The organism is Bacillus sp. PK6-025, assembly GCF_056530265.1.
Genome location: NZ_CP096509.1, coordinates 697,835 through 713,109 on the forward strand (window position 1 = coordinate 697,835; position 15,275 = coordinate 713,109).

Annotated in this window: 14 protein-coding genes and 1 pseudogene; 8 read left to right on the forward strand and 7 right to left on the reverse strand. The window is 45.4% G+C overall.

The features are described 5' to 3' along the window. The first annotated feature begins 56 nt into the window (after nt 1-56). On the forward strand, nt 57-1,076 hold the full coding sequence (locus tag M1D67_RS03540) for a PD40 domain-containing protein (RefSeq protein WP_101561720.1): 1,020 nt from the start codon (nt 57-59) through the stop codon (nt 1,074-1,076). 44 nt (nt 1,077-1,120) lie between these two features. Here the strand turns inward: M1D67_RS03540 and M1D67_RS03545 are convergent, their stop codons facing one another. The 3 genes from M1D67_RS03545 to M1D67_RS03555 all read right to left on the reverse strand — a co-directional run bounded on the left by M1D67_RS03545 (nt 1,121) and on the right by M1D67_RS03555 (nt 2,881). Beyond that, entirely contained in the window at nt 1,121-2,113 is a 993-nt protein-coding gene (locus M1D67_RS03545) for a DUF4003 domain-containing protein (protein WP_023855573.1), read from the reverse strand. 94 nt (nt 2,114-2,207) lie between these two features. After that, the gene (locus M1D67_RS03550) at nt 2,208-2,516 is read right to left on the reverse strand and encodes a hypothetical protein (protein ID WP_020450414.1); all 309 of its coding nucleotides are present in this window, start codon (nt 2,514-2,516) and stop codon (nt 2,208-2,210) included. 116 nt (nt 2,517-2,632) lie between these two features. Continuing rightward, nucleotides 2,633-2,881, reverse strand: a complete 249-nt coding sequence (locus M1D67_RS03555) for a hypothetical protein (RefSeq protein WP_035337068.1) — start codon at nt 2,879-2,881, stop codon at nt 2,633-2,635. 290 nt (nt 2,882-3,171) lie between these two features. Between M1D67_RS03555 and lepB the strand changes: the two genes are divergently transcribed. Together lepB and M1D67_RS03565 are read left to right on the forward strand one after the other, a co-directional pair. Continuing rightward, complete coding sequence (lepB, locus tag M1D67_RS03560; RefSeq protein WP_020450416.1) at nt 3,172-3,720, forward strand: signal peptidase I; 549 nt, start codon at nt 3,172-3,174, stop codon at nt 3,718-3,720. Nucleotides 3,721-3,856: 136 nt separating this feature from the next. Then, nucleotides 3,857-4,501 (forward strand): SDR family oxidoreductase, encoded by a 645-nt coding sequence (locus tag M1D67_RS03565; protein WP_271725897.1) that lies wholly within the window; start codon nt 3,857-3,859, stop codon nt 4,499-4,501. 43 nt (nt 4,502-4,544) lie between these two features. Here M1D67_RS03565 and M1D67_RS03570 read toward each other — a convergent pair whose 3' ends face one another. Together M1D67_RS03570 and M1D67_RS03575 are read right to left on the reverse strand one after the other, a co-directional pair. Beyond that, nucleotides 4,545-5,417 (reverse strand): AraC family transcriptional regulator, encoded by an 873-nt coding sequence (locus M1D67_RS03570; RefSeq protein WP_268490003.1) that lies wholly within the window; start codon nt 5,415-5,417, stop codon nt 4,545-4,547. 108 nt (nt 5,418-5,525) lie between these two features. After that, nucleotides 5,526-7,067 (reverse strand): multicopper oxidase family protein, encoded by a 1,542-nt coding sequence (locus tag M1D67_RS03575; protein ID WP_035337064.1) that lies wholly within the window; start codon nt 7,065-7,067, stop codon nt 5,526-5,528. Nucleotides 7,068-7,341: 274 nt separating this feature from the next. On the opposite strand from M1D67_RS03575, the gene M1D67_RS03580 reads away from it, so the two are divergent. Next, the gene (locus M1D67_RS03580; protein ID WP_445604627.1) at nt 7,342-8,349 is read left to right on the forward strand and encodes an acyltransferase family protein; all 1,008 of its coding nucleotides are present in this window, start codon (nt 7,342-7,344) and stop codon (nt 8,347-8,349) included. A 36-nt stretch (nt 8,350-8,385) separates the two neighbouring features. Here M1D67_RS03580 and M1D67_RS03585 read toward each other — a convergent pair whose 3' ends face one another. Together M1D67_RS03585 and M1D67_RS03590 are read right to left on the reverse strand one after the other, a co-directional pair. Then, nucleotides 8,386-8,886, reverse strand: a complete 501-nt coding sequence (locus tag M1D67_RS03585) for a DUF4352 domain-containing protein (protein ID WP_025810309.1) — start codon at nt 8,884-8,886, stop codon at nt 8,386-8,388. Nucleotides 8,887-8,961: 75 nt separating this feature from the next. Further along, nucleotides 8,962-9,306 (reverse strand): annotated as a pseudogene (locus M1D67_RS03590) (DUF4064 domain-containing protein); the annotation flags it as partial. A 451-nt stretch (nt 9,307-9,757) separates the two neighbouring features. Between M1D67_RS03590 and M1D67_RS03595 the strand changes: the two are divergent. The 4 genes from M1D67_RS03595 to M1D67_RS03610 all read left to right on the forward strand — a co-directional run bounded on the left by M1D67_RS03595 (nt 9,758) and on the right by M1D67_RS03610 (nt 15,189). Continuing rightward, on the forward strand, nt 9,758-10,630 hold the full coding sequence (locus tag M1D67_RS03595) for a cation diffusion facilitator family transporter (protein ID WP_020450423.1): 873 nt from the start codon (nt 9,758-9,760) through the stop codon (nt 10,628-10,630). A 155-nt stretch (nt 10,631-10,785) separates the two neighbouring features. Beyond that, entirely contained in the window at nt 10,786-11,748 is a 963-nt protein-coding gene (locus tag M1D67_RS03600; RefSeq protein ID WP_035337062.1) for an AAA family ATPase, read from the forward strand. Next, nucleotides 11,748-12,959, forward strand: coding sequence for a DUF58 domain-containing protein (locus M1D67_RS03605; protein ID WP_023855580.1), 1,212 nt, complete (start codon nt 11,748-11,750; stop codon nt 12,957-12,959). Before M1D67_RS03600 ends, M1D67_RS03605 begins: the two co-directional genes overlap by 1 nt. A 4-nt stretch (nt 12,960-12,963) precedes the next feature. Next, nucleotides 12,964-15,189 carry a DUF4129 domain-containing transglutaminase family protein gene (locus M1D67_RS03610; protein ID WP_479831593.1) on the forward strand — a complete coding sequence of 742 codons (2,226 nt, stop codon included), beginning with the start codon at nt 12,964-12,966 and terminating at the stop codon, nt 15,187-15,189. Nucleotides 15,190-15,275: the final 86 nt, after the last annotated feature.

Consider the following 15,275-nt stretch of genomic DNA (forward strand, 5'->3'; position numbering starts at 1 on the left):
GAGAAAAGAAGCAAGGAAAATCGTTTTCTTGCTTCTTTCAATTGGCGGGGGCGAATATGAAAAAAGTCTTTGTGTTTTTGTTGGCGGCCGTCATTTTAGCCGCAGGCGCATTTGCGGCCTTCCGCTATTTCGTCCCGGAAAAAGCGGAGCCGGCAAAGGGCAGCGGTTCGGACCTGCTCGTATCGATAACCGATCAGAAGCTGATGACCGCTTACTATGAAAATCAAAATAAGCTGTATGAAGAAAAGATGACGGATTACCCGGCTGCGGCATTAGACCGGAAAAAACGCATTCTTTATTATACGAACACCGATAACAGCAATATGAAGCATTTGATCAGGCTGGATTTGCAGTCGGGCGAAAAAACAACCCTATATTCAGGGGATGAATATGTCGACGGACTCAGTTTATCGGCGGACGGTTCGAAGCTGTTCATGCGATACAACCTTGCGGAGGAGAGAAATTTTCACCTCGCTTCCTTTGATTTAAAACAAAAGGCGTTTCACGTCATTTATCCATCGTTAAACAACAAGGACGAGAGCGTCAGCTACTATCAGTACAACAAAGCGAACAATCAATTCGTTATGCTGCATTATTCATTGAAAGAAGACTATCAAAAAACAGATGAGGCCAACAGCAAAGGAGTGCCGCCCAAACCGACGAATATGAACATTTCCCTGGCGGATGAGAAAGATCAGCACCAGGTGAAAACGATCGCAAAATTTATCAATGACACGGCAATTTCGCCGGATGGCAAAACGATCGTCTTTACAGAATCGGCTGATGATCAGAAGTCGATTTATGCGATGGATGCCGAAACGAAAAAATATAAAGCGATCATTTCAGATCAGCGGGCATTTTCATTAGTCGACTCAGCACAGCCGCAATTCTCGAAAGACGGGAAAAAACTTTACTTTCTCGCTGAAGCAAAAGATGCGAAGCTGCTTGAAGATGAAACGGGGAGCGAAGCAAGGGTGAGAACGATTTATTCGTATGATATGGATACGAATAAAGTGAGCAAAGCCTGGGAAAAAACAAACGGGATTATCAACACCTTTTCCGTTATTGACGAATAATGAGCATCAGCCGGCACAAACAGTCTGTGCCGGCTGATGTTTTATCATGAGCCGTTTGCCTGAGACGCCGCAGCCGAGCTCGTCATAATGGCGATTGCTGCCGTCTGTTGTGCTTGAATAACGGCTTCAAGCGTTTGATAAAGTCCTGTTTCCAGAAGCGTCGGATCTTCCGTTTTTTCGCTCATGTACAAATTGACAGCCGTTTTCAGATTCATGTCTTTCTGCCACCTGAACAGTTTATCGCTGTTCAATGCGCCTGCCATGATTGTGATGGCATCTATGTCTTTTTCACCGTTCTCAAGCAATGCAAGCAGTCCGATTTCCGGGTAATGGACAGGCTTCGGTCTTCTATGCTTTTTTGTCAATTCATCGTATATCCGAAGGGAGCGGGCGACAAGCTGATCGGCATCCCGCTCCGGCAAAAGCGAGAGGATGTGGCTGAGAAACTGCAAATCGTTCCCTTTGCGAAAACCCGCTTGGTTCAGCTTTTGGTAAAACGCTTCGATATAGTCGATCAGTTCACCTGTTTCCATGTCTGAACCGGCCAAAAGCACGGCGAGCGGGTAATCGCCGGCCGATGTTAAAAAGACGTGCTTGTCCTTCATTCCTTTGTAAATAGACAAAGCCCGATTGATTTTGTCTTCATGATCATGCTCATCAGGATATTTTGTCAAAAGGATAAGTGCGGACAAGTAGGTGAAAATGCTTTTTTTGAATCCGTTGCCGGTCAGTTTTTCGTAAATAATGAAAAAAGGTCTGATATGCGTTTCAGGTTCTTCAAAGCGCACGTCAAACATAGCGGCGAATGTATAGCGATGGGCCGACTTTAACGGCGAAAATGTCCCGGCGGCCTGTTTGACGGCCTCACTAAGCGTTAAAAACCGTTCTTTATTAAAAGGCCGCTTGTTGACGACATACATGGAAGCAATCATCATCAATGTCCGCTGATCTGTGACTTTCCATTTTAAATCGCTTTTTAACTCAGAGTAAATTGCTTTATATTGATCCAATCGCTGCTGCAGTTTAGCAGATGCCATTTTATCTGTCTCCTTCCTCGGTTTGCGTCGTTTTTGTATATACGAAGCAAAGGAAAATAAGTTTCATGGATTTGGCATCATACCGGGCTTTTGCTTAATAATATGGAAAAGGATACAGCGCGGCAATAATAACAAACGGGAAGATCCTGCTCCTGAACCGTCGGAATCGCCGGCGCGGATATCCGTATCCGCCGTAAAACTGCCTTTCATCTGTCACGTCTTCGGGAATGAGGAGAGATGCTTCCTGACGGTTCACCCCTTCAAGGATCCCGTGAACGGAACGGCCGTCCTTCATTTTCAGCACGACGTGATAGTGCATGTATTTGCGGCATAAATCGTGCAAAGACCTTTGATGATCATGGGGCATTGAGCAAACGGCATCTTTCGGAACACTCATATTCATTTCCATCTCCTTTTAGATTTATGGTATTCATCTAATGGATGAATGTTCCGGCTTGGAACGGTGAAGCCGTGGTATATGTAAAAAAGCCGATATGAATCGGCTTTAAAGATCAATGGTCAGCACTTCTTTCTGCGGCACTTGAAACGGTCGTCGTCATCATCAGAAAAACACTTTCTTTTTCTGCATTTGAACCGGTCATCGTCAGAGCTGCGGGTTTTATCCGTTTTAACGGTTTTATCCGTATTATTTGTTTTATCCGTTTTATCGGTATCCGCCGAACGCAGCGCTTTCCTTGACTGTCTTTCTTTTTCCCGCTCAGGGCTGTATGGATCGTAATTGTCATAGTACTCTTCGTAGCTGCTCATTTTGAGGCAATCACCGCCTTTGGGTCATGATATGATAATGTATTATAAAGAGGGGCGTTTTGCCTGTGCATATGTAATGGTTTGTTGTGCCGTAAATAAGCTGATCAACTGACAAAATTCAACATTGAATAAAAGGATTTTTCGTTTCAACCGCTAATATTATTATGTATCAACTATTTTTTTACGGCTGCGCCTGCCGATGCTTGCGAGAAAGCATTCAGGCGGACAGTCTGATAGGATAGAAGGAGCGGAATGCCGATGAAACGATCCGAAAGTGAAGGAGAGTACTTATGAAAAATAGTAGAAAAAAAGAAATCTTATCGTGGGTGAAAACACTTGTCATAGCCGCCGCGCTTGTCATGGTTTGCCGCTATTTTCTGTTTACGCCGTCAACTGTTTTGGGAGATTCAATGTATCCGACTTTAGAGGACGGCAACATGGTCATGGTTAGTAAAATCAGCGATATTCAGCGCTTTGATAAAATTATTTTTCACGCGCCTGATTCAGATGAAAACTATGTGAAAAGGGTGATCGGCCTCCCGGGGGATACGATCGAAATGAAGGACGATGTCCTTTATATTAACGGAAAAGTATATGATGAGCCTTATTTAAAGAAAAACAAACAAAAGCTGACGCTTCATGAACATTTAACAGATAATTTCACACTGGAGAAATTAACCGGCAAACAAAAGGTGCCGGAAGACCACTTGTTCGTGATGGGTGATAACCGTCAAAACAGCAAGGACAGCCGCTTTTTCGGATTTATTACAATGGACTCCGTTGTCGGCAAAGTTGAGTTCCGTTATTTTCCTTTCAATGAGATCGGCGGAATAGAATAGAAACGAAAAAGGCTTCCCATGATACGTATGGGGAGCCTTTTTAGCATTCGCACATTTTGGAGAGCGGGCGGTTTGAAACATTGTCTGTACAGTGAAATAATGAAAAAAGAAACTGGACAACAAGGAGGATGAGCAGATGAAAGTGTTTGTAGTGGGGGCGAACGGACAAATCGGGCGCCGTTTGACGAAAAGCTTGAATGAGAGCGATGAACATCAAGTCAGAGCAATGGTGAGAAACGAAGAACAGGCGCAGGCTTTGAAACAATCGGGAACAGAAACCGCGCTCGCTAATTTAGAAGGCACTGTGGAAAGCATCGCAGAAGCGGCGAAAGGCTGCGACGCGATTGTCTTTACCGCCGGCTCAGGCGGCAAAACGGGCGCTGATAAAACGCTTTTGGTGGATTTGGATGGGGCGGTTAAAACGATCGAAGCTGCCGAAAAAGCGGGCATCCGCCGTTTTATTATGGTCAGCACATTGCAGGCACACCGCCGTGAAAATTGGAGTGAAGCGTTAAAGCCGTATTATGTCGCCAAACATTATGCGGATCGGATTCTTGAAGGCAGCGGATTAAACTACACGATTATCCGTCCGGGAGGCCTGTTAAACGAACCGGGTACAGGCCGGGTGAAAGCGGCGGAAAACCTTGAGCGCAGAACGATTCCGCGAGAAGATGTGGCTGATACCATCTTGGCGGCGCTCGCTGAAGAGCATACATTCCGGCGTTCATTCGATTTGGTTTCGGGTGATCAAACGCCCGCCGAGGCGCTTAAATCGATATGAAAGTGATTCGGGGAACCTGTGGTCAGAAGGTTCCCCGGCGTTTTTACAGAAGCGGAATATAGATGGTCATCTTCATCTCGTTGGGCGGCACCGAACGGCACACATCAGTCACTTCAAAGTCCGGTCCTTCTGTTCTCTCGTAATTGGTATTCATCAGCCATGATCCATAGATGTATCTTCTTGTGTTCTGCACGGATTCGGTCGATCCGTTCACATGAAATACGGCGTATTTGCCGCCGGGAATTTTCATATACATAAGCGGCTCCGGCACTTCTCCGGCTGCTGTTTCGCGAACGGCTTCCCCGATGATAAATGAGAAACCTCCGTCATCCTGGAAGCGGCATGACAGCCCGTAACACATATTCGGATCTGTTTTTTGAGGGATTTGCATAAAGTATCCATTTCTGCCGAAATCGTTGTAGAATTTCGGGATATCTTCGAAATACTTTTCCTCGTTTAAATTTGTCCGGTACTCATATCCGATCATATGTATATCGTTTAAATGAGTGATGTGCGGCTTTGGGATGTTCATATCTCCAGTCATCCTTTCTTTATATTCGAGAAAATTCATTTTGGTTTGAAAATCAAGCTTGACCTTTGCTTTGCGGTACTTGGCCGGAGTGATGCCGAAATACTGTGAGAATGCCCTGCCGAAAGCTTCCTGAGAGCCATAGCCGAAATCGATTGCGATCTCGAGAATGGAACGATCCGTTTTCTCAAGCAGAAGCGCAGCTTCAGATAGACGCCGGTTGCGAATGTACTGATAAACGGAAAAACCGGAGATCGCCTGAAAAAGCCTTTGAAAATGAAACGGGGAGAAACATGATTTAGCCGCAATATCCGTAATGTTTAAATCGTTTTGAAGGTGTTCTTCGATAAAATGAACCGCGTTTTGAATTCTTTCGTAATCATCCATATTCATCCACAGCCTTTACGATTTGATGATCCTATTGTACAGGATCAAGCGATGGTTTTTTTGATGATTTGTGCTTTTTTAAAAGCCTCCAAATGCGGAGGCTTTTTCTTATTGATGACGAATATCCGTTACTTCAAGAGGGCGCATCATATCGTAATCTTCGTGCTCCAGAATGTGGCAGTGCCAAACATATCTGCCGCTGTACGGTGCGAAGGTTGCGATAATCCGCGTCACCGAGCCAGGAGGTACTTTGACGGTGTCTTTCAGCCCCTTTTCATTCTGTGCCGGTGGAGCTGCCGGACCTGTAAAGACTAGTTCTCCGTTTTCCTGATACCGTTCGATATCAAACGGCCGGTGGTCGAGAATCAAAAATTGGACAAGATGTAAATGGATCGGATGGATCGCTCTTCCGGCATTGATGATCGACCAGATCTCAGTGCTGCCGAGGGCGGGAGTTTCAGTTACCGGTTCATGCCATTTTGTGTTGTTTAAAAGCAGAACAGGTCTTCCATATTGGTCAAGGGACGCGCCCAACGACAGATTTCTAAGGGTATTGATCTTGTGTCTCCGGTAAAATGGGCGTTTTCTCAATATTCTCGGCAATGAACTTGTATCTTTTTGCTTCAATGGTTTTGAGATGCGGAATTGCATGATGTCGGCATCTGTATCGGGATCCGCGTCTTGTCCGCCGCAGCCGATCCGGTTTTTCAATGTCACGGTTTTTCCTTCAGCTCGTGAAAAATCAACGATGATATCGCATCTTTCAGCCGGTGCGATCACCAGTTCATTGACTTTAACCGGATGCTGCAGAAGACCACCGTCAGTGCCGATTTGGTGAAATGTGATGTCATGATCGAAATACAGCTCAAAGATTCTCGTATTGGAGGCGTTCAGTATCCGAAAACGGTATTTTCGAGGTTCCAGTTCATCATAAGGCCATACCTTGCCGTTGACTAAAATGGTATCACCGCAAAAAGCCGGAACAATCGACGGGTCGGGAAGATCCGGCGAAGGGTTGTCAGGCTGCCGCGGATAAAACAATGAACCATCTTCATGAAAGGACTTATCCTGAATCAAGAGCGGAATTTCATATTCTCCCTTCGGCAAGTTCAATGACCGCTCTTCCCTGTCGCGGATAAAATATAAACCGACAAGCCCCGCATATACATTCAGCCTCGTGATGGCCATTGCATGATCGTGATACCAGAGAGCCGTAGCATCCTGCTCATTCGGATATTCATACACCTCCCTTTCAAAAAAAGGGCCTTTGACTTGAAAATCTTTAGTGTACCAGGCTTCCGGGTAACCGTCGCTATCAGGCGGTGTCCGGCCTCCATGCAAATGAACGACCGTTTTGACTTCATGTTCATGATGGCCGTCGTCATGAATTGTATGGTCGACGGGGAGAAAATGATGATCCGGAAGCTTATTCAACCATTTGACCGCGACTTTTTCGTGTTTTTGCACTTCAAAGGTGGGGCCGGGATAGACCCCGTTATATCCAAACAGCCGGGTCGGCGGCAGATCGCGGTGGAGCTGCTGCTGAAATTCTTTCATCGTGACTTCATAATAGGTCATTTCCTTGCTTTTGCTGTGGGGTTTAAGCACTTTCGGAATGGGGAGTTTGTCAACGAATTTTTCAAGTTTCATGTTTCACCTGTCCTCTTTTGTTCTAATGAAAAGATCATTACATTATAAGACGGGTTGCATGGTCTGGTTCCTCATGATGAGAATAAGAAATGTAATTTGTGCTGAGAATGTTAAAAAAAAGAATCGATCATGACAAGAAGATGAACAGAATATTTCCTAACGATTAAAAATCGCCTTAAGGCATGCTTCGCGGAGGAAGAGAGGCGGGGATGATGATACATTATGTGTAAACCCTTTCTTATGGGGCGAAGCGGTCTGAAAGGAGATACCCGTATTGCAGAAAAGAATAGAGTGGATTGATGTTTCGAAGGGCGTGGGAATTATATTGGTCGTGTTGGGCCATACACCGACGCCGGATTGGCTGAAAACGTTCATTTTCGCATTTCATATGCCGCTGTTTTTCTTTCTGTCCGGCCTCGTTTACCATGATGGGAAGATGACTTTTAAATCATTTCTTCTTAAAAAAATAAAGACGCTTCTTTTGCCGTACTTCATTTTTTCCGTTCTTGCCTATTTATTCTGGGTTCTCGTTGAGAGGCATTTTACGTTTACGGGGAGTTCGGATGTCGATCCGGTTGTACCGTTTAAAGGCATTTTTTATTCGATGCCTGATGACTACATGCTGACACACAACCCGGCGCTCTGGTTTTTAACATGCTTATTCCTCGTTGAAATGCTTTTTTTTATCGTGAAGAGATGGGGGAAAGGAAGGCTGTTTATCGTCATTGCCGTAATGGTGTCGGCCGCCTTGGGCTATTTGAATGATCAATTTGTGGGCATCAAGCTGCCGTGGAATATTGAAGTGGCCTTGACCGCCATCGTATTTTATTCGGCCGGTTTTCTGTCGAGAAATAGCCTGAGGGAGATGAGAGACAGAAGAACGCTGCTGCCAGCGCTTCTCTTATTCATCGCGGTCGGCTTTTTACAGACCCTGAACGTCAGAGTGGATATGAGGGCCAATGAGTATGGAAACATGGCGGTCTTTTATCTGACCTCATTTCTGGGAACGGCAGGCGTCATTTTCAGCAGTTTTAAACTCGAAAAAATGAAGCTACTCCAATTCCTCGGCAAAAACTCGCTGATCATTCTCGTACTGCACTACCCGGTCATCAGGATGCTGAAAGCCGTCGTCTACTACTTTACCCAGGTTTCCCTTGATGAGACATACGGTTCCCTGTTATGGAGCGCGCTTTACACCGGTATGACATTGCTTGTTATGGTGCCTTGCATCTTTTTATTGAACCGGTATCCGATCGTGCTTGGGCGGAAGAAATGCAATTAAAAAACTTGCAAAGGAGACTTTGCAAGTTTTTTTGAATTATTGAAGGTTAAAAGTGATTTTTTCATCATTCCAAAAATTAGAAGTGAAAATAACTTTATATGTTTTGCTCTTTTTTGTCTGAAAAGCGATAGTTCCAGAAACCTTACCGTCTTTTGTCAGATTTCCAGATGATAATTGGTTATCATCTGAAAGTGCATAAGTATTATGCGTAATTTGTCCATCTTCGTTTTGAATTTGAAAATCAAGCGGGTTGTAAGAAATATCTTTATCGCTTTTATTTTCTATGTTAACTGTTACAATCACATATTCATTACCTTTTTTTGGTTTGATAAATTTATTGCCCATCGATTTTTTAACGTTGGTCACTGTGATTTGGGTGCCATCCAGATCAGCTGTTTCATTTAAACCAAATTCAGTTTTTTCTTCTTTGGCATCGTCATTGCTTTTTTCTTCGCTAGTTTTTGCGGCTGTCGTCTTTGCACTGCTACCGGACGATTTGCTTTCTTGAGAAGAAGAGCCGCTTGAAGCGAATATCATGACGAATACGATGGATCCAATAATCGTGACATAGAACCACCATTTTTTAAAGACAAGGCCTTTATTCTCGCCGCTGAACAATGCTTTACATCCGCCGATTAATAGCAGAATAAGCGGAACGATATATGCCAGGCTGACGCCGACAGTTCCTCCTATTGCAGCCGCGATATAAAAAGTACCCGCTAATTTAGTATGTTTTTTTACGATACATGCACCGACGATGGCCAGTGCAGACAGCAAAATAACCGCCCAGGATGATCCGATAACTTCTCCGGCGCCATCCGCTTCTAAAGCGGCGCCTAATCCTCCGAATAATAAACCTGAAAATCCTGCAAAAATCCCGAAAATACCGCCTAGTAACCCCAGTACAAATTCTGCTGTACGTTTGACAGGGGCTTGAAAATTCGTTTGTTCTGACATGTGATGTCCCCCTTATAAGCTATGTCATAATGTCTAAAACATATTAATCCAAAAAAGGAAAAAAGTCCATATATTTTTCGTGACTATTTTACTATTATTTTATATTGTCAGAGTTTTAAGGACTATTTTCGACTTTTTTTAATATCGTTTAAATTTTGGGTTTGTTTAATGTTTTTTAGAAGAATCATGCAAGGGAACTAAAGAAAAAATATTCAGAAAGAAGATACCGACCTTTTAATCCTATGCAGCGTGAATAAATTGAGGTTTTCGCAAAATCCTTATACAGAGCGGGTTTTACCGGTTTTGACCCAACTGAAATTTGTTTCCTTAAATAAAAAAAGTTCTACTCTGACTATATTTCTGCAAGAAGTGAATCATGTTTCTATAGACTCACTCAAGTTTTGCTTTGTATGATTAAAAGCGAAAACACGGATGGGAAAGGAAGCTTTTTATGGAACGGTATGATGAATTAAAAAAAGGTGAAACCGGGGCATGGGTCAGCATCATCGCTTACATTGTACTGTCGGCTGTTAAATTGGCCGTCGGGCTTCTATTTCACTCCGAAGCCCTCAGAGCCGACGGACTGAACAATACAACAGATATTATTGCCTCAGTAGCGGTGCTGATCGGCCTCAGGATTTCTCAGAAGCCGCCTGATGAAGACCATCCGTACGGACATTTCCGCGCTGAGACGATCGCCTCGATGATCGCTTCATTTATCATGATGGTGGTCGGTCTTGAAGTGCTGTACAGCTCGGGTGAAATGCTGTTTAATCCGAAAGAAACGACACCGGACATGATTGCGGCTTGGACGGCGGCAGGCAGTGCCGTCGTGATGTTTTTGGTTTTCCTCTACAATAAAAGGCTGGCAAAAAAGGTAAACAGCCATGCCCTCTATGCAGCCGCCGCCGATAATAAATCGGATGCCTATGTCAGCATCGGAACGTTCGCAGGCATCTTTGCTTCGCAATTTAACCTTGCCTGGGTCGATACGGCAGCCGCATTTATCATCGGATTGATCATCTGCAAAACGGCTTGGGGGATTTTTAAAGAGGCGGCCCATTCTTTGACGGACGGATTCGATATTAAACATATTTCAACGTATAAAGAAACGATTCGGAAAGTTCCCGGCGTCGGCAAAATCAAAGATGTTAAAGCGCGTTATTTGGGCAGCACCATCCACGTGGAAATCATCGTGGAAGTGAGATCCGACCTCAACATTGCAGAAAGCCATGATATCGCCGATGAAATTGAGAGAAGAATGCAGGAGGAACACTCGATCGTTCATTCCCATGTTCACATCGAGCCATCTGGAGAAAAATAAGAAGCGGTCACTGACCGCTTTTTTTGTTTTTCACTCTGAAATTCGAAATAAAAAAAGACAAAACTCTATTTTCCTCCAGTTAGTTGTTTTCTGAGAGTACATCGTTTATGGTAAAGTTAAATAAATTCGATTCGTCAGCAATGAGGAGGAAGAGGATGGCATACGAAGAAACGCTGCATCCCGTTTTGGGAAAAGTAGCTGATAATATTGACAAAGTAATGGTAGGAAAGAAAGATATTGCCGTTTTAAGCCTGACTGCCATTCTTGCAAACGGACACGTCCTGCTGGAAGACGTTCCAGGCGTCGGAAAGACGATGATGGTTCGCGCCCTGGCAAAGTCAACCGGCGCTGAATTTAAGAGAATCCAGTTTACGCCAGATTTACTGCCTTCAGATGTAACAGGCGTTTCCATATATAATCCGAAAACACTGGAGTTTGAATACCGTTCAGGCCCGATTATGGGAGATATCATTCTCGCAGATGAAATCAACAGAACGTCGCCGAAAACGCAGTCGGCGCTTCTGGAAGCGATGGAAGAAGGAAGTGTGACAGTAGACGGCGTGACAATGCCGCTTTCAAAACCTTTTTTTGTAATGGCCACACAAAACCCCGTCGAGTATGAAGGGACATATCCGCTGCCGGAAGCTCAGCTTGACCGCTTTTTATTCAAGCTGAGAATGGGATATCCGACAGTGCGCGAAGAGCTTCAAGTGCTCGATCTTCAGGAAAACCGCAGCCCGATTGAGGAAGTTGAGCCTGTCATAGAGAAAGAAGAGCTTGCCGCATTTCAAAAAGAGGCTGAAAAGGTGTATGTAGACGCTGCGATTAAAGAATACATTGTTGAGATCGCCCAAAAAACGAGGAGTCATTCCGCCGTTTATCTCGGCGTGAGTCCGCGCGGCTCAATCGCCTTGATGAAGGCTGCTCAGGCGTTTTCATTTTTATATAACCGTGATTATGTCATTCCTGATGATATTCAGTATTTGGCACCTTTTACCCTTGCACACAGAATGATTCTACGGTCAGAGGCGAAATTTGAAGGAAAGCGGCCTGAAGCTGTTCTTCAGGACATTATGTCAAAAACGGAAGTTCCGGTCAGAAGGCCGATGAGCAACTGATGAGAGAGCGCATCGGTCTTGTGAAGTACGGATGGAAGCTGTGTATCGTGTTTCTTCTGTTTGCTTCAACGTTTTGCTATGCGATGTTTCAAGGGGGATTTGTCAGCTGGTTTTTGTTCTACTCATTTCTTCCCTTTGTGCTTTATGCTTTCATGCTTGCCTTTTATCCGCTGAAGAACATGACAGCGGAGCGGAGGCTGAGCCGCGGGCAGTATAAAGCCGGTGATCAATTGGAGGCTTTTGTCGTGCTAAAGAGAAAATGGCCCTTTCCGATCATGTTTATGATCGTGGAAGACTGTCTGCCTGATTCGCTGGGGAGAAACGGGCGTTCGGCAGAAGCCAAACAGTTTCTCTTTCCTTGGTTTAAAAAAGAAATTAAGATGACGTACACGATCAATTCGGTCCCGAGAGGAGACCACCGTTTAGCAAAAATCAGGGTCCGCACAGGTGATCCGCTCGGACTGCTGGAAAGAGAATGCGAGATTCAATTGGAAGACTCCTTTCTCGTTCTGCCTTCCTATCAAGAGATTACTTTCCGCGCCAGCGGAAGCTCTTATGATGAACATGCAGGCCGCGTTTCAGAGCTTCGCCGAAAGGACAGCACACTGGCATCAGGTATCAGGGAATACCAGCCGGGCGACCGGTTTGCATGGGTCGACTGGAAGACGTCAGCACGGCGCAGCCAGCTGATGACGAAGGAATTTGAGCAGACGAAAGGGGATGACCTGCTCGTCTTCATGGATCAGTCTCCCTCTGATGCTTTTGAAGAGATCGTCGCGTTTACCGCTTCTATCATTCGTTCTGCCATGAGGAGCGGGACGAATGCAGGGCTTGTTTCCACAGGAAAAGAGCGGAATGTCTTCCCGGTTCGGCAAGGGGAGGAGCATCTGAGAAAGCTGTTTTACTACTTGGCGCTTGCCGATTGCGATGCGGTCCAGCCGTTTCACAGTCTGCTGGAGGGGGAATTTGGCCATCCCGATATGAGAAAAGCCGTTAAATATATTGTGACAAGCCGCATTACCAACGAATTGGTGCAGGTTTTGAAGAAACCGCTATCCGGCGGACTGCCCGTCATTTGTTTGGTGAAGAAAAAAGGCGGAGCTCTCTCAAGTGAGGAAAGCGCCGCTGTCCAACAATTAAAAGCGCGGGGGATTGAAGTGAACGTCATTTACGGGGAACATTTTTCCCGGGGTTTTGCTGAAGCGAGGTGAGAAAATGTTGTCCGGGGGAAAAAGAAACAGTTTCGGTTTATTGCTTTTTTATGTCCTAACCTTTTTGCTGCTGTGGGAATGGCTGCGTCCTTTGCAGTATTTTACCGATACGGGGCACACCGTCTTTTTTATTTTGTTTATTGCCTTAGTATTCTTGCTTACATTTTTTAAGGTCCCTTGGTTTATCAGATTTCCGGTCAGCCTTGGCTTCGTTCTGTTTGCGCTGCACACGATTTTTTACGAAGGATCGGTGTTTTCACTTTCATGGATTGCCCTGCTTTTTCAGGATTTAAATCAAAATTTCTCCTATATTTTCTCCGGCATGTGGCGGGATATGTCGCCGTTGTTTCGGACGCTGCTCTTTTACGTCCTTCTTTGGCTGCTTGTATACTTGCTGCATTACTGGGTGATCTATCAGCGCAGAATTTTATTCTTTTTTATCATGACCGTTGTTTATATCGCGGTGATCGATACATTTACGCCGTTTGACGCATCATATGCGATCGTCCGGATCGTGCTGATCGGCTTTTTGCTTCTCGGCCTGCTGTATTTGGAACGGATCAGGGAATCAGAAGCGTTAAAATCCTCAAGATCGCGGTTTGCCAAATGGTTTACACCGCTCTTATTGATGACTGCCGCCGCCGTTTGCATCGGCGCGGTCTCGCCGAAAGCCGATCCCGTCTGGCCTGATCCGGTGCCGTTTCTGCAGACGGCTGCGACAGGCGATTTTGCTTCCTCAGGCAAAAGCAAAGTCGGCTATGGAACGAATGATGAGGCATTGGGCGGGCCATTTTCAAAAGACGATACATGGGTATTTACGTGGCAGGGAAATGAACGAAGCTATTTCAGGGTGGAAACGAAAAGCCGCTATACAGGTAAAGGCTGGATTGAAGACGAAAAAACGGGCGCGTCCATCCAGCTTGACAAGGGTGAGCTGGATTACCAGTGGTACGACGAAGGCGTGAAGACCGAAACGCGCAAAGCGATCGTTGATATCGATCCGGCTTATCGGTACGATCACGTCCTGTATCCGATTGGGACGACTGAAATCAAGCTCAACAATTTCTTTGTACCGCTCCGCATGAACTTAAACACAGAGAAAATAAAACCGGCCGGCAAGACAGGCGCGGACATTCAGAACCTGGAAAGCTATTCGGCCACCTATAAATCACCCGTCTTTGATGTTGATCAGCTGAGGAAGGTCAGCTTTGAGTCGGAGGGAAAATGGAGCAGAAGCCATGAGAAGTATCTGCAGCTTCCCACTTCCCTTCCCGACCGCGTGAAAACATTGGCGCACGATTTAACGAAAGACGAAGATAATATATATGACAAAGCGAAAGCGATTGAGAAGTATCTCGGTTCTTCCGAGTTTTCTTATGAAACGGAAGATGTGGCTGTTCCTAAAGGAGAGCAGGATTATGTCGATCAGTTCTTATTTGAGACGAAAATCGGCTACTGCGACAATTTTTCCACAGCTATGATCGTGCTGCTGCGGTCGGCCGGAATACCGGCCCGCTGGGTGAAAGGCTATACATCCGGTGAATATGCAGGAACGACGGCAGACCGGAAACGGACGATTTACGAGGTGACAAACAACAATGCCCATTCCTGGGTTGAAGTGTACTTTGAAGGACAAGGCTGGGTTACGTTTGAACCGACGAAAGGCTTTTTAAATCCGGAGCAGCTCGTTGAAGAGTCCAGCGGCCGGCAATCTGGCGCGGCTTCTGATAAAAAAGAAGATGATAAGAAAAACGACGGAGGTCAGCGTCCGCAGGATGTAAAAGAACAAGACAACAAAGAGAAGCCCGAACCTCAGACAAAGCGTGATGCCAATGGCGGTTCTCATGCCGGCAGCGGGGATGCAGACCGTACCCTTTTGACTGGTGCGGCTGTACTCGGTCTGTTGCTGGCGTTGACAGCGGTGCTTTACTTTACAAGGGCAAAATGGATGCCGCACATCATCATCAACAGGCTGAAAAAACGGCGTGATGGCGCGGTTTTCTTCAAAGCTTACGAAGAGCTGCTCCGCCAGCTGAAGCGCCAAGGCATGCAAAAAGAAGAAGGACAGACGCTGCGCGAGTTTGCGAAGACGGTTGATGAACGCTTTCAAAACGGTGAAATGACAGCTTTGACCCGGCAATATGAACGGGCTTTGTATCGAAAGGAAGACGCCGCAAAGCTGTGGAATGATTCGGCGGAGTTATGGGAAAATTTAATTAAAAAGAGATAGTCTTGACCGCTTTCAGTCGTATTGTTAGAATAAGTGAATATTAAAAACCCTTATATATTCTTGCTGGCAGGCTCGGCGGCTTATCT